The organism is Nonomuraea sp. CA-141351 (assembly GCF_050944675.1).
GTDB lineage: Bacteria > Actinomycetota > Actinomycetes > Streptosporangiales > Streptosporangiaceae > Nonomuraea.
This window is the reverse complement of the sequence record NZ_CP191982.1, coordinates 5,518,778-5,537,535: the sequence shown is the minus strand read 5'-3', so window position 1 is coordinate 5,537,535 and position 18,758 is coordinate 5,518,778. Positions and strand designations below refer to the sequence as shown.

Annotated in this window: 19 protein-coding genes; 10 read left to right on the top strand and 9 right to left on the bottom strand. The window is 71.2% G+C overall.

The window, feature by feature from the left end; translation table 11 throughout:
• Nucleotides 1-56: 56 nt before the first annotated feature.
• Together ACQPWU_RS26085 and ACQPWU_RS26080 are read left to right on the top strand one after the other, a co-directional pair.
• A complete protein-coding gene (locus tag ACQPWU_RS26085) occupies nucleotides 57-1,247 on the top strand; it encodes an acyl-CoA dehydrogenase family protein (protein WP_433444340.1) in 1,191 nt (396 codons plus the stop codon).
• Nucleotides 1,244-2,194: a phosphotransferase family protein gene (locus tag ACQPWU_RS26080; protein WP_433444339.1), complete on the top strand. Its 951-nt coding sequence runs from the start codon at nucleotides 1,244-1,246 to the stop codon at nucleotides 2,192-2,194. The genes ACQPWU_RS26085 and ACQPWU_RS26080 overlap by 4 nt, the downstream gene beginning before the upstream one ends.
• Before the next feature lie 20 nt (nucleotides 2,195-2,214).
• On the opposite strand, the gene ACQPWU_RS26075 is transcribed toward ACQPWU_RS26080, so the two are convergent.
• Both ACQPWU_RS26075 and ACQPWU_RS26070 read right to left on the bottom strand, forming a co-directional pair.
• Nucleotides 2,215-2,844 (bottom strand): TetR/AcrR family transcriptional regulator, encoded by a 630-nt coding sequence (locus ACQPWU_RS26075; protein ID WP_433444338.1) that lies wholly within the window; start codon nucleotides 2,842-2,844, stop codon nucleotides 2,215-2,217.
• A gap of 51 nt (nucleotides 2,845-2,895) precedes the next feature.
• The gene (locus ACQPWU_RS26070; RefSeq protein ID WP_433445617.1) at nucleotides 2,896-3,333 is read right to left on the bottom strand and encodes a hypothetical protein; all 438 of its coding nucleotides are present in this window, start codon (nucleotides 3,331-3,333) and stop codon (nucleotides 2,896-2,898) included.
• A gap of 187 nt (nucleotides 3,334-3,520) precedes the next feature.
• Here ACQPWU_RS26070 and ACQPWU_RS26065 point away from each other — a divergent pair, with 187 nt between their 5' ends.
• The 4 genes from ACQPWU_RS26065 to ACQPWU_RS26050 are packed head-to-tail and all read left to right on the top strand — an operon-like array spanning nucleotide 3,521 to nucleotide 8,131.
• Nucleotides 3,521-4,291 (top strand): hypothetical protein, encoded by a 771-nt coding sequence (locus tag ACQPWU_RS26065; RefSeq protein WP_433444337.1) that lies wholly within the window; start codon nucleotides 3,521-3,523, stop codon nucleotides 4,289-4,291.
• A complete protein-coding gene (locus ACQPWU_RS26060; protein WP_433444336.1) occupies nucleotides 4,288-5,418 on the top strand; it encodes a hypothetical protein in 1,131 nt (376 codons plus the stop codon). Before ACQPWU_RS26065 ends, ACQPWU_RS26060 begins: the two co-directional genes overlap by 4 nt.
• Nucleotides 5,415-6,842 carry a hypothetical protein gene (locus ACQPWU_RS26055; protein ID WP_433444335.1) on the top strand — a complete coding sequence of 476 codons (1,428 nt, stop codon included), beginning with the start codon at nucleotides 5,415-5,417 and terminating at the stop codon, nucleotides 6,840-6,842. Before ACQPWU_RS26060 ends, ACQPWU_RS26055 begins: the two co-directional genes overlap by 4 nt.
• On the top strand, nucleotides 6,839-8,131 hold the full coding sequence (locus ACQPWU_RS26050) for an AAA family ATPase (RefSeq protein WP_433444334.1): 1,293 nt from the start codon (nucleotides 6,839-6,841) through the stop codon (nucleotides 8,129-8,131). Before ACQPWU_RS26055 ends, ACQPWU_RS26050 begins: the two co-directional genes overlap by 4 nt.
• A gap of 29 nt (nucleotides 8,132-8,160) precedes the next feature.
• Here ACQPWU_RS26050 and ACQPWU_RS26045 read toward each other — a convergent pair whose 3' ends face one another.
• Nucleotides 8,161-9,075 carry a GNAT family N-acetyltransferase gene (locus ACQPWU_RS26045; protein ID WP_433444333.1) on the bottom strand — a complete coding sequence of 305 codons (915 nt, stop codon included), beginning with the start codon at nucleotides 9,073-9,075 and terminating at the stop codon, nucleotides 8,161-8,163.
• A gap of 165 nt (nucleotides 9,076-9,240) precedes the next feature.
• The gene (locus tag ACQPWU_RS26040) at nucleotides 9,241-10,812 is read right to left on the bottom strand and encodes an MDR family MFS transporter (RefSeq protein ID WP_433444332.1); all 1,572 of its coding nucleotides are present in this window, start codon (nucleotides 10,810-10,812) and stop codon (nucleotides 9,241-9,243) included.
• A gap of 102 nt (nucleotides 10,813-10,914) precedes the next feature.
• Here ACQPWU_RS26040 and ACQPWU_RS26035 point away from each other — a divergent pair, with 102 nt between their 5' ends.
• Nucleotides 10,915-11,460, top strand: a complete 546-nt coding sequence (locus ACQPWU_RS26035; RefSeq protein ID WP_433444331.1) for a TetR/AcrR family transcriptional regulator — start codon at nucleotides 10,915-10,917, stop codon at nucleotides 11,458-11,460.
• Nucleotides 11,461-11,550: 90 nt separating this feature from the next.
• Nucleotides 11,551-11,994: an ATP-binding protein gene (locus ACQPWU_RS26030; RefSeq protein ID WP_433444330.1), complete on the top strand. Its 444-nt coding sequence runs from the start codon at nucleotides 11,551-11,553 to the stop codon at nucleotides 11,992-11,994.
• Between the two features lie 53 nt (nucleotides 11,995-12,047).
• Here the strand turns inward: ACQPWU_RS26030 and ACQPWU_RS26025 are convergent, their stop codons facing one another.
• Nucleotides 12,048-12,404: a hypothetical protein gene (locus tag ACQPWU_RS26025; protein WP_433444329.1), complete on the bottom strand. Its 357-nt coding sequence runs from the start codon at nucleotides 12,402-12,404 to the stop codon at nucleotides 12,048-12,050.
• Between the two features lie 57 nt (nucleotides 12,405-12,461).
• Nucleotides 12,462-13,424: a Ppx/GppA family phosphatase gene (locus tag ACQPWU_RS26020; protein ID WP_433444328.1), complete on the bottom strand. Its 963-nt coding sequence runs from the start codon at nucleotides 13,422-13,424 to the stop codon at nucleotides 12,462-12,464.
• A 258-nt stretch (nucleotides 13,425-13,682) separates the two neighbouring features.
• On the opposite strand from ACQPWU_RS26020, the gene ACQPWU_RS26015 reads away from it, so the two are divergent.
• Together ACQPWU_RS26015 and ACQPWU_RS26010 are read left to right on the top strand one after the other, a co-directional pair.
• Nucleotides 13,683-14,498 (top strand): formylglycine-generating enzyme family protein, encoded by an 816-nt coding sequence (locus tag ACQPWU_RS26015; RefSeq protein ID WP_433445290.1) that lies wholly within the window; start codon nucleotides 13,683-13,685, stop codon nucleotides 14,496-14,498.
• A gap of 4 nt (nucleotides 14,499-14,502) precedes the next feature.
• Nucleotides 14,503-15,633 carry a UDP-N-acetylglucosamine--N-acetylmuramyl-(pentapeptide) pyrophosphoryl-undecaprenol N-acetylglucosamine transferase gene (locus tag ACQPWU_RS26010; RefSeq protein ID WP_433444327.1) on the top strand — a complete coding sequence of 377 codons (1,131 nt, stop codon included), beginning with the start codon at nucleotides 14,503-14,505 and terminating at the stop codon, nucleotides 15,631-15,633.
• A gap of 172 nt (nucleotides 15,634-15,805) precedes the next feature.
• On the opposite strand, the gene ACQPWU_RS26005 is transcribed toward ACQPWU_RS26010, so the two are convergent.
• Genes ACQPWU_RS26005 through ACQPWU_RS25995 form a run of 3 tightly spaced genes read right to left on the bottom strand, consistent with a single transcriptional unit; the run spans nucleotide 15,806 to nucleotide 18,538 of the window.
• Nucleotides 15,806-16,687: a hypothetical protein gene (locus ACQPWU_RS26005; RefSeq protein ID WP_433444326.1), complete on the bottom strand. Its 882-nt coding sequence runs from the start codon at nucleotides 16,685-16,687 to the stop codon at nucleotides 15,806-15,808.
• 21 nt (nucleotides 16,688-16,708) lie between these two features.
• Entirely contained in the window at nucleotides 16,709-17,617 is a 909-nt protein-coding gene (locus ACQPWU_RS26000; RefSeq protein WP_433444325.1) for a hypothetical protein, read from the bottom strand.
• A 33-nt stretch (nucleotides 17,618-17,650) separates the two neighbouring features.
• Complete coding sequence (locus ACQPWU_RS25995) at nucleotides 17,651-18,538, bottom strand: hypothetical protein (protein WP_433444324.1); 888 nt, start codon at nucleotides 18,536-18,538, stop codon at nucleotides 17,651-17,653.
• Nucleotides 18,539-18,758 lie beyond the last annotated feature (220 nt).

The following is an 18,758-nucleotide window of genomic DNA, read 5'->3' as shown; positions in this document are numbered from 1 at the left end:
ACGCTGGTTGACCGTGTTGGTTGACTGGGCAACTGGTTTCGGGATGAGATCCTCACATGAGCTTCGCCGTCCCCGACGGCGTCCGGCCGGTCCGCGACGCCGTCCACGCGTTCATGACCGAGCGGGTGGAGCCCGCCGAGCCGGTGCTGCACGCGGGCGGGCCCGACGCGGCCGCGGCGCTGGACGAGCTGCGGGCCGAGGCCAAGAAGGAGGGCCTGTGGGCGCTCGGCCACCCTCGCGAGCTGGGCGGCGGCGGGCTGCCGTTCCTCGACTACGTCTACGTCAACGAGGTGCAGGGGCGCAGCGAGTTCGGGCAGCTGGCGCTGGGCACGTTCACGCTGCAGGACTCGCTGATGCTGCACGAGCACGCCTCGCCCGAGCAGCGCGAGCGCTACCTCGAGCCGCTGGTACGGGGTGACATCTGGCCCAGCTTCGCCATGACCGAGCCGACGATCTCCAGCAGCGACCCCACCCAGATCAAGACATCCGCGGTGCTCGACGGGGACGAATGGGTGATCAACGGGCACAAGTGGTTCACGACCGGGGCGTCGCGGGCGGCGTACACGACCGTGATGTGCAGGACCGAGCACGACGCGCCGCCACATTTGGCGTTCTCCATGATCCTCGTGCCGACGGACACGCCCGGCTACCGCATCGTCCGCGAGACCCCCGTGCTGGGGCTCGACGGGGCGCACTGCGAGGTCCGGTACGAGGACGTCCGCGTGCCCGCAGCCAACCTGCTCGGCCCGCGCGGCCACGGGTTCGTCATCGCGCAGCAGCGGCTCGGGCCCGGCCGGATCTTCCACTGCATGCGCTGGCTGGGGCAGGCGCAGCGGGCGTTCGACCTGATGTGCCGCAGGTTGCAGGAACGGACCGCGTTCGGCGAGCCGCTGGCCAAGAAGCAGCTCATGCGGCAGCACGTGTTCGACTCCTACGCCGAGATCCAGGCCGCCAGGCTCCTCACCCTCAACGCCGCCGAGGCCGTCGACGCCGGCTCTCAGGCCCGGGTGGAGATCGGCGCGATCAAGGTGGTGGGGGCGCGCATGCTGCACAACGTGATCGACCGCGCCATCCAGGTGTACGGAGCCGCCGGGCTCACCCCTGACACGCCGCTGGATCGCATGTACCGGCACGCGCGCGCCGGGCGGATCTACGACGGCCCCGACGAGGTGCACATCGACTCGGTGGGCCGGCGCATCCTGGGCGAGTACGCCGCGGGCGGCAACTGGGAGTTCGGCCTGCGATGAGCGACCTCCACGCCGTCGTCGAGGAGGTGTTCGAGGCCGGCGCGTCGGTCGCCTTCAGCGCCCGGTTGCCCGGCGGGGCGTCGCGCGAGACGTGGGCGCTCGACGTCGTCACCGGCTCCGAGCGGCACGAGCTGATCCTGCGGCTCGACTCCCCCGGCGCCGCCGTGGAGGGCCCCATGGAATCCAGCGGCGGCCTGGCTGCGGAGGCCGCGCTGATGCGGGCCGCGTCCGGCGCCGGGGTGCCGGTGCCCGAGGTGGTCTCCAGCGGCGGGTCCTACATCCTCATGACGCGCGTGCCCGGCGAGACCATCCCGCGCAAGATCCTTCGCGACGACGCCTACGCGGCCGCCAGGCCCCGGCTGGCGGCGCAGTGCGGGCAGGCGCTAGCCGCGATCCACCGGATGCCGGCGTCCGTCCTGCCACAGGAAGCGGGCGATGACCCGCTGCGGCGCTGGCGGGACGTGCTCGACCTGCTCGGCGAGCCGCACCCGGTGTTCGAGCTGGCGCTGCGCAGGCTGGCCGCCGACCGGCCGGGCAGCACGCGGCGTACGGTCGTGCACGGCGACTTCCGCAACGGCAACCTCATCGTCGGGCCCGAGGGGATCAGGGCGGTGCTCGACTGGGAGCTCGCCCACCTCGGCGACCCTCTCGAGGATCTCGGGTGGCTGTGCGTGAAGGCGTGGCGGTTCGGCTCGCCGCTGCCGGTGGGCGGCTTCGGGGACTACGACGAGCTGATCTCCTCGTACGAGCGGGCCGGCGGCCACCCCGTCGACCGGGACGCGCTGCGCTGGTGGGAGACGTTCGGGGTGCTCAAGTGGGGCATCATCTGCGTCATGCAGACCATGCGGCACCTGCGCGGCGGCGCGCGGTCGGTGGAGCTGGCCGCGATCGGGCGGCGCGTGTGCGAGAACGAGTGGGACCTGCTGCGGATGCTCGGGCACGATTGACCGGTGGCCATCGTGGGCGCTCAGGTACGCCCGGCGGCGTGGGAGGCTGTCCCGCTTCGGGGACTGACGGCGGCGCTCCGGGAGGCGAGGGCGGCGGCGACCACGTCCACCAGGCCCTCCACCACCTCCGCGCGGTCCACCTCGGGGTGCTCCAGCCACCAGTCGCAGGTCGTCTGCACCATGCCGACGAAAGCGTGCCCGAGCACCTGCGCCTTGGTCGGCTCCGGCACCACGCGCTCGGCGACGAGCAGGCCGCCGAGCTCCTCGCCCAGGCCCCTGACGAGGGCTGTCATGTGCGAGCGGATCCTGGAGTCCTCGGAGCTGGCCCGGTGGAACAGGAACCGGTAGAGGTTGCGGTTGGCCGAGATCAGGTCGAGGTAGACGCCGATGGTGCTCCGCGCCCTGCTCCGCAGGTCGGTCCCTGGGGCGGCGAGCTCGGGGCGGAGCTGGGCGATCACGGTGCGGACGTGGCGGTCGGCCAGTGCCTGGTAGAGACCGCTCTTGTCGCCGAAGTGGCGGTAGAGGATCGGCTTGGTGATGCCGGCCTCTGCGGCGATGGCCGCCATCGAGACCTCGGGTCCCTGGGCCAGGATGACCCGGTCGGCGGCGTCGAGCAGCGCTCTGCGCCGGTCCGGGTCCCGTCCACTCACCCGCCCAGGATAGGACGCCGCTGATCTCTCGCCCTTACCGCCCCGGACGGATCATTCGTTCAACAGGGCCCGCAACCGGCCGGGCAGCAGCGCCGAGAGGACCAGCAGCGCGCCGATGAGCGTGTAGAGGCCGGTCATGCCCGCCATGGTGCCGGGCGGCTCGGTCATCTCGGCCCAGGGCACGCCGTCCGGGTGCGACCACGGCAGCCCGCCCGCCCGCGCCCACGGCAGGCTCCCCGCCACGCCGAGCGCGGCGTTGAGGTCGAGCGCGAACACGGCGCCCGCGGCGACCAGCGGGATGCCGCAGCCGAGGGCGGCCGCGGGCCAGGCGCTCAGGAGGGTGACGATGACAGCCACCGCCGCCAGGAAACCGAGCGCCGCCGGGGAGGGACCGAACGTGGCGTTGCCTGTCCGCAGCGCCCTGGCGGCCGCCTCGGTCAGGTAGTAAACAGGCACGAGGGCGAGCACGCCTGCGGCGCCTCCCACCATATGACGAGTCTCACGAGTCACACCGCGATCGTCCCCGTCTCACGCCCTGGTTACGCACGTCGTTTACGGCCGCCGTACAGATCGCCTCGAGGGCACGGACCGAGCGCCTTTACATCGTAGATCAACAATTTGGCTCTATATCGCGAAATTACTGGAAAATACTGGGACTGTTGGTACGCTCGCCACCATGAGTGACCGGCTGGACGATCTCGAGCGCCGGATCGACGAGCTGCGAGCGGCGGTGCGCAAGGCGATGCGGATCAGGGACGGCGCCACCGCCCGCGCCCTGCGTGCCGAGCTCCGTACGGCCGAGCGGGAATGGGACGCCCTGGTGAGCGGTGAGCAGCCCCAGGCCAAGCCCGAGCCGCCTCGCCTGGTCACCGTGCGCGAGCAGGTGCAGCAGGGGCTGCGGCTGCTCGGCGCGGCCGCCCAGCCGCGGCTCGTCGTGGCCGTCAGCGACGCGTTCTTCGGCGGCACGATCCGCAGCGCCCAGCTCACCAGCCTGCGCAGGGACGAGGAGCGCTCGTTCAGGTCCTCGCCGCACGGGCGGCCGTACTATCTGTGCGCCGCGCTGACCGACCGCCTCTCCCCCGCCCGCGGGCTGCTCACACTCAGCACCTGGCCGATGGAGCGACGTGTGGTCGGCCCGCTCAGCCCTCGCGTCGACTTCCTGACCTGCGCCATCGCGGTGGCCTCGCACGAGTCGATCGACGGGCGGGCCGGCCGGTTACTCGTCCGGATGGCCAGGAACATCCCCGGCGCCACCGACGGCACGCTGGGCCCGCCCGACCCCGAGCGGGTCATCGAGGCGGCCCGCGCCGAGCTGCGCGTGCACGGCGAACGCGACACGCGGGACCGCGCCGAGCTGGCCCAACGCGCCGCGGCGCAGCTCGGTGACGTGGCTCGCCTGTTCGGCGCCGCTACGCTGAGCACGATCAAGAGGGAGAAGGCGAAGTGAGCGGCTTGAAGCGCGAAGGCGATCACGTGTACCGGCTCGACGCGTTGCGGGGCACGACGCCACCGCGGCCGCACGACGCCCGCGCGATCGCGGCCCTGGCCGCCAACCCCGGCTGCAGCCGCCGGGCGCTCCTCGACGGCGCCGGCATCGACAAGGACGCCGCGGCCCGGTACCTGGGCTTTCCCGCGCCGTTCGGGCAGTCGCCGTTCGCGATCACGCGCGGCAACGTGTTCGAGTCGCTGGTCAAGGCCGACGGATGCGCGGAGTTGCTGCGCATGCTGCGCGAGCTGCTGAACCTGCCGGTCGCCGAGGTCGCCTACCACGACGTCGAGAACGTCGGCGCCCATCTGCGCCACTCCCACACCCGCGCGCTGATCGACCGCGCGGCGCGCGAGGGCCAGGACGCAGGCACGCTGTACGACCACCCGCTGCTCAGCCTGGAGATCGCCGGCCACACCGCCTACCTGGAGCCCGACGTGGTGGCCTTCCAGCTCGGCGGCCGCTTCCACATCGTGGAGATCAAGTCGTTCGCGGTGATCGACGGGCAGGCCGACCCGTCGGCGGTGGCGGCGGCCGCGCGGCAGGCCGCGGTGTACGTGCTGGCGCTGCGCACGCTGCTGGAGGAGCTAGGCCACGACCCGCTGAAGGTCTCGCACGACGTGGTGCTGGTCTGCCCCGAGAACTTCGCCAACCGGCCCGTCGCGACCCTGGTCGACGTGCGCAGGCAACTGGCCGTGCTGCGCCGCCAGCTCACCCGGATGACCACGCTCGACCGGCTGCTCGAGGGGCTGCCCGACGACCTGACGTTCGACCTGCGGCCCGACGAGGACGGCCGGCCCACCCGGCCCGTGGCCGAGCTGGCCGACGCGCTGCGCAGGACCACCGCCCGGTACGCGCCCGACTGCCTGTCCACGTGCGACATGTGCTTCTTCTGCCGGGACGAGGCCCGCCAGGAGGGCGCGTCCGACCTGCTCGGCCGGCACGTGCGTGACGAGCTGGGCGGGGTGGGCTCGGTGGCGGAGGCGCTCGGGCTGGCCGACGGCGCCCGCGACCCCGCCGAGGGGCAGGAGGAGATCGCCCGGCTGCTCCGCAACGCCGAACGCCTGCGCAGGGAGTGCCTCACGTGAGTTTGCTGACCTCGCTCGCGCGGCTGCGTGCCCTGGACGAGGGCATCGCGCAGCCCGTCGCGACCGTCAGGCACTGCCGTCTGTCGGACCGGCCGATGGTGTTCATCCCGCTCAAGCTGTCGGGCGAGGCCGCCGCTCCCCTGGCCGCCATGCTCGGCACAGACAGGCTACGGCCGCAGCTGCTCGTGGTGGCCCAGCCGCGCAACCGCGACCTGCGCTTCGCCTGGGCCGCCGAGCTGGCCGGGGTGCTGCTGCCGTACATCGAGGGTTTCGTGGCCGACACCGAGACGGTGGAGCGCAAGAACGCCGACCCCTACGAGCGGGCGCTGGACGCGCCGCAGCTCATCGTCCCGAACCCGGCCGGCATCGCCTTCACCAGGCTGCTCGGCCGCTCGACGCGCTTCCGCCGCACCGACGGGCCGTATCCGGTGCCCGAGGGGGTGCCGCTGCTGGGGCGATGGCTGACCTACCTCGCGGAACGGGCGGCGTACCCGGGCTCGTCGCTGATGACGGCGGCGACCGAGGAGCTGGCGCGGCACTGGGCGAGCGGGCAGAGCTCCCTGGAGGACGCCAACCTGGCCGCGCTGCTCGCCTGGATCACCACGGGGCCGAGCGACGAGGCCGAGGACCCGCTGATCTGGCCGCCCGCAGGGCCCGCGACCGACCCGGGGTTCGACGCCGAGGTGCTGGCGCCGGCGATCGAGAACGGGTCGCCCGAGCGGATCACCGAGGCGCTGCGCACCCAGCTGGAGCCGACGTGGCGGCTCATGTGGCAGGCGATCGACCTGCTCTCCGGGCTTCCCGAGGGGGCCGGCGTGGCTCAGCGGTGGGAGCAGGACCGCGGCTCGTTCAGCGGCATGGCGGCACACATCGCCGAGAGCGCGGCGCCGCAGCCCAGGCGCGACGGGGCGATCGCCGCCGCGGCCAAGCTGGCCCGCATGGAACGCGCCCAGGCCGCCTACGACGTGCAGCGCGCCTACGACGACCCCCTGGTCATGGCCGAGTACCGGCTCACCGGGGAGGCGTTCGCGGGCGAGGTGGTGGAGACGGTCCCCGACAACATCGAGGGCGAGGGCCGCTCCCGCAAGCTCCGCCCGCTGGTGGTGATCAAGACCGACGATCCGGTACGCCTCGCGCCCGGCGCCTCCCTGGGCACCCCGCAACGCCGCGGCCAGGGCGCCGAGCTGGTGTCCGCCGGCGACGGCCTGGTCACCCTGAAGATCACCAAGGGCATGGGCCGGGGCAAGACGGCGGCGCCCGGAGCCGTGCCCGAGGTCGGGGAGCGCGTCTGCTACACCTCGCTGACGGACGACTTCCAGGGCTCCCCGAACCTCCCCGACGCCGAGGCCACGCCGTGGACGCACGGCGGGCCGCCGCAGGAGTACGTGCCCGACGACGAGGACGCGCAGGAGGAGTGGTCGTGACCGGCAGCCCAGAGCCCGGCAGCCCGGAGCAGGTCATCAGGAACGTCCTCGCCGACCTGCCCCGGCACCGCGGCGTGGTGGTCGACTCGCCGCCGGGGGCGGGCAAGTCCACGCTGGTGGTACGGGCGGCGGCGCACATCGCGGCGACCGGCGAGCCCCTGATGATCGTCGCCCAGACGAACGAGCAGGTCGACGACCTGGTGACCCGCATCTCCGAGAAGCACCCCCACCTGACCGTGGGCCGGCTGTCGGCCGGCGGGTACGTGCCGTCGCTGCGGCTGCTGGAGCTGCCTGGTGTACGGGTCGGCACCCGGATCCAGGATCTGGGCGATCCGGACATCGTCATCGCCACCGCGGACAAGTGGGCCTGGATCGGCGATCGGGTGTGGCCGTGGGCGATCGTGGACGAGGCGTACCAGATGCGCTCGGACAAGCTGCTGCGGATCGCGGGGCTGTTCGAGCGGGCGCTGTTCGTGGGCGATCCCGGGCAGCTCGACCCGTTCTCGATCGTGGACGGGGACCGGTGGTCGGGCCTGTCGTGGGATCCGCTGCAGAGCGCGGTGTCGGTCCTCCTGCGGCACAACCCGGACCTTCCGGTGCACCGGCTGCCGGTCTCGTGGCGGCTGCCCGCGTCGGCCGCGCCGGTGGTGTCGCAGGCGTTCTACCCGTTCACCGGGTTCCGGTCGGGCACGTCGCATGGTGATCGGCGGCTGGAGCTGATGACCGGCGGCATGGGGACCGTGCACGACCGGGCCCTGGAGGAGGCGGCCCGGTCGGGTTGGGCGCTGCTGGAGCTGCCCAACCGGCACACGGTCCGTACGGACGGGGAGGCCGTGCAGGCGGTGGCCCTGCTGGCGTCCCGGCTGCTGCAGCGGGGTGCCGTGGCCTCCTCCGAGCAGGGCGAGCGCCCGGTGACGCCGGACCGCATCGCCGTCGGCGCCGCCCACCGCGACCAGGTCGCCGCGATCCGGGCCGCCGGGGTGCCCGCGGAGATCACCGTGGACACGGCCAACCGGCTGCAGGGTCGCGAGTACGACGTGACCATCGTCCTCCACCCGCTCTCGGGGCGGCGCGACGCCACGGCCTTCCACCTGGAGTCGGGGCGGCTTTGCGTCCTGGCTTCCCGGCACCGGCACGCCTGCGTGGTGGTCGCCCGGGCGGGGATCGCGGAGCTCCTGGACGCCCACCCGTCGGCGGAGCCGGTGCAGCTGGGGGTGCCGGTCAAGTTCCCGGACGGCTGGGAGGCCAACCAGTCGGTCCTGGACCATCTGTCCCGCCACCGCGTCTGACTCCGCTTCTGGCGCCGCGCGGACGCGGGTCAGAGGTGGCGGCGCCAGACGTCGATGACGAGGACCGGGCGCATGCCCGCCGACTCGTACAGCCCCAGTGCGGGGCTCGTGTTGTTGGAGTCGACGTGCAGAATCGTCCCTCTCCGGCCACGTGCGGCGTCGGCGGCGAAGGCGTGGCGCAGGAGGAAGCGGCCAAGGCCCCTCCCCCGGAACTCCGGCAGGACCGCCAGGTTGGCCACGTAGCCGCAGTCCTCGTCGGGGACGAACTGGTTGTTGCCGATCAGCACCCCGGCGGGGCGCCCGTCGATGCGGGCGAGCGTGAGCTGGGACCAGTCGGTGGCCGACTGCCCCTGCCGGCGCGCGTACCAGGAGTCGTAGTCGAGCGCCACGAACCCGAAGTGCTCGGCGAAGCCCTCCTGCTGCACCTTGTGCGCCTCGCGCCGCACCTCCTCACTCTCCCCCGTGGCCAGCCTCACCCCGTCAGGCGGGACGGGCGGTTCCACGGGGCCCGAGTAGTCGATGCGCATGCGGTAGAAGCTGGTGCCGGGCTCGAAGCCGAACTCCTTGGCCAGGGCCTGCTTGGCCTCGTCGGCGCGGAAGACGTCGAGATCCACGGTGACGCGGTCGTGGCCGCGCTCGGCCCCCAGCTCGCGGGCCCGGTCGATCACCAGCCGCAACAGCTCGTCGGCCAGGTCCTGCACCCTGTCCGCCCCAGGGCGTACGGTCACCTGGACGTGCACCAGGTCGCCGTCGCCGATGCGGTGCGCCCAGGCCCAGCCGGTGAGGCGGCCGTCGGAGCCGCGGGTCAGCCAGCCGTCCCTGTCGCGGTCGAAACCGGGCTCGACCAGCTCGTCGGCGACGTCGTCGAGGGTCACGTCGGGGGCGCCGATCACCGCGGTGTCATAGGCGGCGATGAGCTCGTGGATGGCCGGGGCGTCTTCCACGCGCGCGCGACCGAAGGAGCACTGCATAGCGGGCATTCTTCACAAAACGCCCGACGCATGCCTCCCATTTTTCACCACCGGCATGCCGAGGGCGCCAACGCCACGTGGTGCGTTGACGCCCTGTTTATGCGGTCTCTCCAAAGAGGACCACGTTCGACCGGCTGTTCAGCCTGCCGCCGAGGTGACGGCCTTCTCGTTCGAGGCGGCCACGGGGCCGCCCCCGCGCAGCGGGATCTCCTTGATGAACGCCGCCAGCACCGGCACGACGACCGCGAAGGCGATGGCCCACCAGAAGACGCCGGAGATCGAGGTCGCCAGCGACTCCAGCAATCCGGTGCGCATCTGGGCCGGCATGTGCGCGACCGCCGCAGGGTCCATCCGGCCGCCGCTCTTGGCGATCCGATCGGCCGCCTGCGCGCCGAACCGGCCGGTCAGCTCGGACACGAAGTGGTTGTTGAAGATCGCCCCGAACAGCGAGACACCGAACGAGCCGCCGATCGAGCGGAAGAACGTGGTCGCGCTGCTGGAGACGCCCAGGTCCTTCTGCTCGACGCTGTTCTGCGCGATGAGCATCGTGGTCTGCATGAGGAAGCCCATGCCGAGGCCGAGCACGGCGATGTAGACGCCGGTCTGCCAGCCGGGCGTGGCCACGTCCATCGTGGACAGCAGCCACATGCCCACGGCCATGCCGACGCCGCCGAGCACCGGGTAGATCTTGTACTTGCCGGTCGCGGTGATGGCCTTGCCCACGAACAACGACACGACCATCGCGGCGCCCATCATCGGGAGCATGAGCAGGCCGGAGTTGGTGGCCGTGGCGCCCTGCACCATCTGCTGGAACAGCGGCAGGAAGTTGATCGCGCCGAACATCGCGAAGCCCAGCAGGAAGCCGATGATCGAGATGAGCGTGAAGTTGCGGTTGCCGAACAGCTGCAGCGGCATGATCGGCTCTTCGGTCCTGCGCTCGACCACCACGAAGGCGACCAGGGTGACCACGGCGATCGCGGCCAGGCCGAGGATCTGCCAGGAGCCCCACGTGTACTGGTTGCCGCCCCAGGCCGTGATGAGCACCATCGCGGTGATGCTGACCGACAGCAGGAACGCGCCCGCCCAGTCGATGCGCACCTTGTTGTGCAGCTTGGGCAGGTGCAGCCGCAGCACGATGAAGATCAGCGCGATCGCGCCGATCGGCAGGTTCACGTAGAACGCCCAGCGCCAGTCCAGGTTGTCGGTGATGAAGCCGCCGACCAGCGGGCCCGCGATCATCGCCAGCGACATGATTCCGGCCATGATGCCCTGGTACTGGCCGCGCTCGCGCGGCGGCACCAGGTCGCCGATGATCGCCATGACGTTCACGATCAGGCCACCCGCGCCGAGCCCCTGGATCGCGCGGAACGCGATCAGCTCGCCCATGCCGCCCTCCGGCCCGCCGAGCAGCGCCGAGCCCGCCATGCCGCAGAGCGCCGAGCCGATGAGGAAGATGACGATCGAGATGAGAAAGATGTTCTTGCGCCCGTACAGGTCGCCGATCTTGCCCCAGATCGGCGTCGAGACGGTCGTGCCCAGCACGTACGCCGTGACGACCCAGGACAGATGCGTCAGACCGCCGAGCTCCCCGACGATGCGCGGCATGGCCGTGCCCACGATCATGTTGTCGAGCATCGCCAGCAGCATCGCTAACAGCAGCCCCGGCAGGACTACCATGACCTCGCGGCGCCGTCCGACTGCCTCCGCCACCACACACCCCCCATATAGTTCCAGACTTGCTTACTTGCCGCCCGGCAAGCATAGAATAAGTTAGATACTTACTTGCCGGCCGTCAAGTCGAAAAGGTGTGAAGTGCGGGAAGACACGCGAAGCCGGATCCAGGACGTCGCGCTCAGGCTGTTCACCGAGCAGGGCTACGAGGCGACCTCGCTTCGGGAGATCGCCGAGGAGCTCGGGGTGACGAAGGCCGCCCTGTACTACCACTTCAAGACGAAGGACGACATCGTGGCGAGCCTCGTCGACTCCCGGCTTGCCGAGCTCGAGGAGTTGCTCGCGTGGTTCAAGGGCCAGCCGAAGACCCTGGAGGCGCGGCGCGAGCTGATCGAGCGCTACGCCGAGCTGCTCAGGGGGACCCGGCACATCGGGGTGCACCGGTTCCTGGAGCGCAACCAGACCGCGATGCGCGACCATCCGACGCTCATCAAGACCCGCGAGAGGATGATGGAGCTCACGACCGAGATGAGCGAGCCCGGCGCCACGCCCGTAGAGCGCGTCAGCCGTTCGATGGCGCTCTTCTCGCTGCACGCCGGAAAGTGGCTGCTTCAAGAGAGCGAGCTCTCCGAGGACGAGGTCCACAAGGCCACCCTGGAGGTGGCCCGGCGCCTGCTGGAGCCATAGCTTTCGGACTCTGAACGTCCAAGGAGACGATTGGCTCACCCCATCGAGGGCAGGAGGCTCAAACGCATCCAAGTGGGAGGAGAGTCGGCAGTGGAGGCCACGATAGCGCTCCGGTTGCCCAGGGATGCGGCGAGTGTTCCGCTGACCCGACAGATGCTGGACGGCACGCTGCGGTCACTCGGCGTCGATCCACAAGTACGCGATGACATCGAGCTCATGCTCACCGAGGCCTGCTCCAACGTGATCAGGCACGCGGAGCCGAGCGACGACTACACGGTCAGCGCGACCGTCCACGATCATCTGTGCGTCATCAAGGTCATCGACGCCGGAAACGGCTTCGAGCCCGACAAGGACCCGAACAAGATCGTCGCCCCCGAGCCCAGCGCCGAGCACGGACGCGGGCTGCAGATCATGCGCGCGCTCGCCGATGACATCCGCTTCGTCAACAGGCACGAGAACGGGGCGGTGGTCTGCCTGGAAAAGCGGCTGCGGTACGCCCCCGGGGCGGCCGGCCAGCACCTCATGGCCATGTAAGACGGCCCCCTTGAAACAGCGCCGTGAAACGACGGCGCTGTTTCGGCACGCGGTCAGGGATTGGTGTGCCGCTCCACCGGGCGGTGCGCGTGGAGCCTCGAACGGCGCGGGTCCCCGGCGCCCCTGCCTTCCCTCGGCTGGGCGCCGCCCAGCGGGAAGCGGCGGCGCAGCCGCGGCATGCTCCCGCTCAGCTCCGCCCGCAGCCGGGCGGGCACCGCGCTCCCGCTGAGCTTCAGCGTCAACCGCGGCCGGCGCCGGGTCAGCCGCCGCCACAGTCCGGGCCAGTCGGCCATCGAGCCGGCCAGCACCGCGAAGCCGACCAGGGCGGCCACCGAGATGGCCAGCACGGTCAGGACGATGAGCAGGAGCACGGTCATCAGGGAGCCGATCGTGCCGATCACTTCCAGCATTTGGCGAAAGTGCCCGACGACCAACGCTCTATGCCAATTTCTTGGGATAGATCGGCCTTACTCCAGTGTTCCACCGTTGAGCTGGTCGAGCCGCCCGGGCAGGAGGTCGAGCCGGCGCAGTATCACTCCCTCACGCAGTGCCCACGGGCACACCTCCAGCCGCTCCACTTCGAACAGGTCCATGGTCGCGTCGGCGACCAGCGCCCCGGCCGCGAGCTGAGCCGCCCGCCCCTCGGACACGCCGGAGAGCTGGGCCCGCTCGGCGGCGCCCATGGTGGTCAGCTTGATCGCCCAGTCGGCCATGTTCTCCCTGGACAGTGCGCGCGAGATGTACGGGCCGTCGCTCGAGGGCGCCGCGCCGGCGATCCTGGCGAGCTGCTTGAACGTCTTGGACGTGGCCACCGCGCGGTCGGGCTCGCCGAATCTGGCGACGTCGCCGACCGTGCGGGCGATCTCGGTGCGTACGTGCTTGCGCAGCTTGCGCACCTCCTCTGTGGACGGCGGGTCGCCGGTGAACCAGTCACGCGTCAGCCGCCCGGCGCCCAGCGGCAGCGAGACGGCCACATCGGGCTCCTCGTCCACCCCCGCGGCGATCTCCAGCGAGCCGCCCCCTATGTCGAAGGCCAGCAGCCGCCCCGACGACCACCCGAACCACCGCCGCACGGCCAGGAACGTCAGCCTGGCCTCGTCGCGCCCGGACAGCACCGCGATGTGCACGCCGCTGCGCGCCTCGACCTGCGCGAGCACCTCCTCGCCGTTGGCCGCCTCGCGCACGGCGGAGGTGGCGAAGGCCAGCAGGTCCTCCACCCCCTTGTCCTCCGCCAGGTGCACGGCCTCCTCGACGAAAGCGGCGAGCCGCTCGATGCCCTCCTCGGCCAGCCGGTTGTCCTCGTCCAGGTATTCCGTGAGGCGCAGCCCCTCCTTGTGGGAGTAGGCAGGCATGGGCCGGGCGCCCCTGTGGGCGTCGACAACCAGTAAATGGACAGTGTTCGAGCCGATGTCCAGCACGCCGAGTCGCATGGGAAAACGCTACCGGTCTGCGGCTTTGACAGCGAAGCGGAGCCTGAAGTGGCCGAGCGTGAGGGCCGGCGACCGCGCGGCCGTGTCCTGGCGCGGCCGCGTGATCGTGGGCATGTCTCAGGGACTACCCTTCCTAGGTGTCGTGACACGTTTGGGGGATCTTTGAGCGCTTGCTGTGGCCCGAGCAGGGACGGAGCCGCCGCGGAGCCGTACCGGCAGCCCGTCGGGATCGCCGTGCGGCGGGAGGCGCCGCGCGGGATGGTCCGCGTACCGGGTGGGACGTTCCTCATGGGCGGGGACGACCCGGACGGGCGGCCCGAGGACGGCGAGGGGCCGGTGCGGGAGGTCCGGCTGGAGCCGTTCATGATCGACCCGGCGTGCGTGACGAATGCCCAGTTCGCCACGTTCGTCAAGGAGAGCGGATACGTCACCGAGGCGGAGCGGATCGGCTGGTCGTTCGTGTTCCGTCAGTTCGCCGCGCGCGGGGTGATGGACGCCACCGTGCCGGGCGCGCCCTGGTGGGTGGGGGTCGAGGGCGCCACGTGGCGCTCGCCGGAGGGCCCCGGGTCGTCGGTGGGCGACCGGCAGAACCATCCCGTCGTGCACGTGTCCTGGAACGACGCCACCGCGTACGCCACGTGGGCGGGCAAGCGGCTGCCCACGGAGGCGGAGTGGGAGATGGCGGCCCGCGGCGGACTGGAGCGCAAGCGCTACCCCTGGGGCGACGAGCTGGCGCCCAAGGGGCGGCAGCGCTGCAACATCTGGCAGGGCCCCTTCCCTGCCGCGCCCAGCAAGGGGACGGTGCCGGTGAAGTCGTTCCAGCCCAACGGGTACGGCCTCTACAACGTCTCCGGAAATGTGTGGGAGTGGACGGCCGACTGGTGGGGCACGGAGTGGGAGCCGTTCGCCGACAGCCCGGCCGGTCCCGCCGAGGGCACGGCGAAGGTGATCCGCGGCGGCTCGTACATGTGCCACGACTCCTACTGCAACCGTTACCGCATGGCCGCCCGCACCTCCAACACGCCTGACTCCTCGACCGGGCACACGGGTTTCCGCTGTGCGGCAATAATCTGATCGCATGTCACGAACCCTGCGACTGTTGATCACCGGCGGCGGCACCGGTGGTCACACCTATCCGGCTCTGACCACCCTTGCGGCCGTCCAGCGACGTCAGGTGCCGCACGACGTTCTCTGGGTGGGCACGGCCAACGGCCTGGAGGCCCGGATCACGGCCGAGCACGGCATCCCGTTCAAGGCGATCACGACGGGAAAGCTGCGGCGCCGCCCGAACCTCAAGGAGCTGGGCACCAACATCGCCGACGTGTTCCGCATCCCGGTCGGGGTGCTGCAGGCGGTGGGGCACGCGGCCCGCTACCTGCCCGATGTGGTGCTGTCGACTGGGGGGTACGTGGCGGTGCCCATCGGCGTGGCGGCCAAGCTGATCCGCCGGCCGCTGGTGATGCACGAGCAGACGACCGTGATCGGGCTGGCCAACCGGATCCTGGCCAGGCTGGCGACCAGGATCGCGCTGTCGCACGAGTCGTCGCTGGACTATTTGCCGGCCTCGGCGCGGTCCAAGGCCGTGGTGACGGGCAACCCGATCAGGCCGGAGCTGCTGCAGGGCAACAGAGCGGCGGCGTACGACCTGTTCGGGCTGACGTTCGAGGTGCCGCTGATCTACGTGACGGGCGGCGCGCAGGGCAGCAAGCAGATCAACACCTTGATCGCGGAGATTCTCCCGCGGCTGCTGGGGCACGCGCAGATCGTGCACCAGTGCGGGCCCGCGTGGATCGACCAGATGCGGGCCGTGGAGCTGCCTTCTGATCTGGCCGATCGCTACCATCCGGTGCCTTATGTGGGCGGAGAGCTGGCCGACCTGTTCGCCGCGGCCGACGTGGTGATCTCCCGCAGCGGGGCGGGGACCGTGTCGGAGCTGACGGCCATCGGCAAGCCCGCCGTGCTGATCCCGCTGATCCCGACCGGTGGTGACGAGCAGCGCAAGAACGCCGGGTACCTGGCCTCGGCGGGGGCGGCGCGGGCCCTGCTCGAGCCGAATCCCTCTGCCGAGCAGCTGCTGTCCGAGCTGATGCCGCTGCTCGCCGACCCGGAGCTGCGCCAGACGATGGGGCAGGCGGCGGCCAAGCTCGGCCGCGTCGACGCGGCCGACGCGCTGTGCGACCTCCTCCTGGAGACCGCCCGCCCCACCTGACGGCTCTCGCTCCCTGGGGGGCCGTCCCCTTCACCACCCACCCCTAGGGAGCCAGCCGAAGTGCGGGCCGCACGTCGGCCGAGGTCTTCTGAGGGAGCCGAGTGCGGGCCGTACTTCGGCCGAGGGGTGCCGTCCGGGGGCAGATGACGGGCGAAGGGGCAGCGGCCGGGGCTCAGGGGTCGAGGTGGCGGAAGGCCTCGTGGGCGGAGTGGACGCTGCGCCTCAGCGCCTGCTCGAGCCGGTCCGCGTCCTGCGCCAGGCGCTCCAGCTCCGGCACGGCGAACCCGTCGGCCCCGGTCTCGGCCACCAGCTCCTCGTACTGGTGCACCCGCCCCCGCAGCTCCTCGATCTGGTGGTGGGCCACGTACGCCCGCTCGGCGTCGGCCACGTTGGACGCGTACCGTTCCAGCGCCTCCACGCGGGCCAGCACGGCCTCCTCGCTGCTGTCGAGCGCCCGCGCGAGGGGCTCGGCCACGGCCGCCACCTCGGGCGTGACCCCCTTCGACACGGTCTCCCTGTGCTTGGCGCGCAGGGCGGAGAGCTTGGCCAGCAGGCGGGCGATCTCCCACTCCTGCGCGGGCAGCATCACGGAGTTGCGGACGTCGTCGAGCAGGCCCTCGACGTTGACCTGGGACTCGGTGACGGTGGCGATGGCGCGCTGGGCGCGGGCGAGCAGGCGGCCGGAAGACTCGTCGAGGTCGTCGATGAGCACGTAGCGCCCCTCGTACCAGCGCAGGTGCTCGTAGACCTCGCGCTCGTACTCCTCCTCCTCGTCCCCCGGCAGGTCACCGCGGACGAACAGGGCGACCATCAGGGGGATGCCGAGCAGCACGAGCATCAGTCCGAGGCCCCGGCCCACCAATCCGAAGCCGGCCAGCACCCCGAAGAACACCACGGTTCCGAAGGCCGACATCATGCGGTAATGGGTGCTCGATATGGCCCGCTTCGACTCGGGAGCCCAGCCCTTGCGCATCTTGATCAGCACCCGGCGGCTCTCCCTGAGCAGCTGGGCGTCATCCGGCGGCACCCCGGGGTCTACTACCACATCCGCCACGAATCCGGATCCTAAGGGAAGTCACCCCCTTAGGTGGCGAAAAGCTTCATGCGCGGAGCTGACGCTGTCGCGTAGCGCCTGCTCCAGGCGGTCGGCGTCGTCGGACAATCTGCTCAGCTCGGGCACGGCCGACCCGTCGGCGCCCGACTCGGCGAGGAGCTCCTCGTAGCGGGGCAGCTTGGCGCTGAGGCGCTCGATCTGGTGCCGGGCGCGATAGGCGCGCTCGGCGTCGGCGACGTGTCCCGCGTAACGTTCCAGTGCCTCGACGCGGGCGAGCACCGCCTGCTGGCTGCTGTCGAGCGCCTGGGCGAGGGCCTCGGCGACGGCGGCCACCTCGGGGGTGACGCCCTCCGAGACGACCTCCTGGTGCTCTCCTCGCAGCTCCGACAGCTTGGCCAGGAGCCGGGCGATCTCCCATTCCTGCGCGGGCAGCATCACGGCGTTGCGCACGCCGTCCAGGAGGCCCTCCGCGTTGACGCTGGAGCACATGACCTGGTCGATGGCCCCCTGGGCACGGGTCATGAGGCTCCTGGCGGACTCGTCGAGCTGTTCGCGGAGGACATAGTGGCCCTCGTGCGTACGTGCGCGGTCGTAGACGTCGCGCTCCAGCGCGTGCATGCGCTCCACCTCGGCGTCGGGCCTGGGCCTGAGCAGGACGCTGACGATCAGCAGGGCCGCGCCCGTCATGATCACGACGAAGGGTGTGTAGCGTTCGGCGACGAAGAACGCCAGGCCGTAGACGGCTGCCACCACGGCCGTCACGGTGGCCGTCAGCCTGGTCACGAGGCCGGCCAGGGGGCGGCGGCGCTTGTGCGCGGGCGCCCAGCCGGACTGGATGCGTACGAGGAGCTTGCGGTTGTCACGTAAGAGAGCCGCGACGTCGTCGGGCACCGCCGGATCGACTATCACCTTCGCATGACGGCCGGGCACGTTATTGATCCTATGAGCCGTTCTGTCCGAGTGTCAGCCTTCGAGATAGCGGAACGCCTCGTGGGCGGACTGGACGCTGCGCCGTAACGTACGTTCGAGCACGTCGGCGTCCTCGGCCAGCCGTTCGATCTCGGGCACGGCGAACGAGTCCGCGCCCGACTCCGCCAGCAGCTCCTCATAGCGCGGCAGCCGGGCACGCAGCTCCTCGATCTGGCTGCGGGCGTGGTAGGCGCGCTCGGCGTCGGCGACGTGGGCGGCGTAACGTTCCAGCGCCTCCACCCGGGCGACCACGGCGGCCTCGCTGTTGACCAGCGCGCGCTCGAGCGGCTCGATCACCGCGGCGACCTCCGGCGCGATGCCCCTGGCCAGCAGTTCCCTGTGCTCCAGGCGCAGCGCCGAGAGCTTGGCGAGCAGGCGGGCGATCTCCCACTCCTGCGCGGGCAGCATCACGGCGTTGCGGGCGTCGTCGAGCAGCCCCTCGGCGTTGACGTGGGAGCGCAGCACGGACCCGATGGCGCGCTGCGCCCTCATCAGAACGGTCCTGGCCTCCTGGTCGAAGTCCTCCTGGAGCAGGTAGCGGCCGTCGTACCAGCGGGCCTGCTCGTACACGTCCCGTTCGCGCGGCCGGTGGTCCTCCGTCACCTCGTTCATGGAGGCGATCCTGATGAGGACGATGAAGACGTACATGCCGAGCAGCACGAAACCGGCTGCCCTGATCTGCGAGGCCAGAAGAACGGCCATGAGGGCGATCACGACGGGAGTCGCGGCCAGGAGCGCCGCGCCGGAGGGGCTCCTGGACCGCGACGGCCGCGCCTCGGCGGGAGGCACCCATCCGGCCCTGATTCTGGACAGCAGCGGGGCGTTGGCACGCAGCAGTCCGGCTACTTCCGGAGGTACTCCGGGATCGACGACCACACCCACGTTCTGTCCTGGCACCCTGGCGCCCCCAACGCTCGTGATGTTCGGATATTACGTAACATTCCGCCGAAGTGTCAGCCTCGGAAAGTCAGGCCGCGGAATCACAGAGCGCGCCAAGGGGGGACTTCCAGGACGGCAGGCACGCGAGTAAGCGGCCTCCACCAGCACCGCAGCAGCCGCCCCCGCCCCTTTGGACGCGCGAGGAGCGCTCGCCGATGCTCTC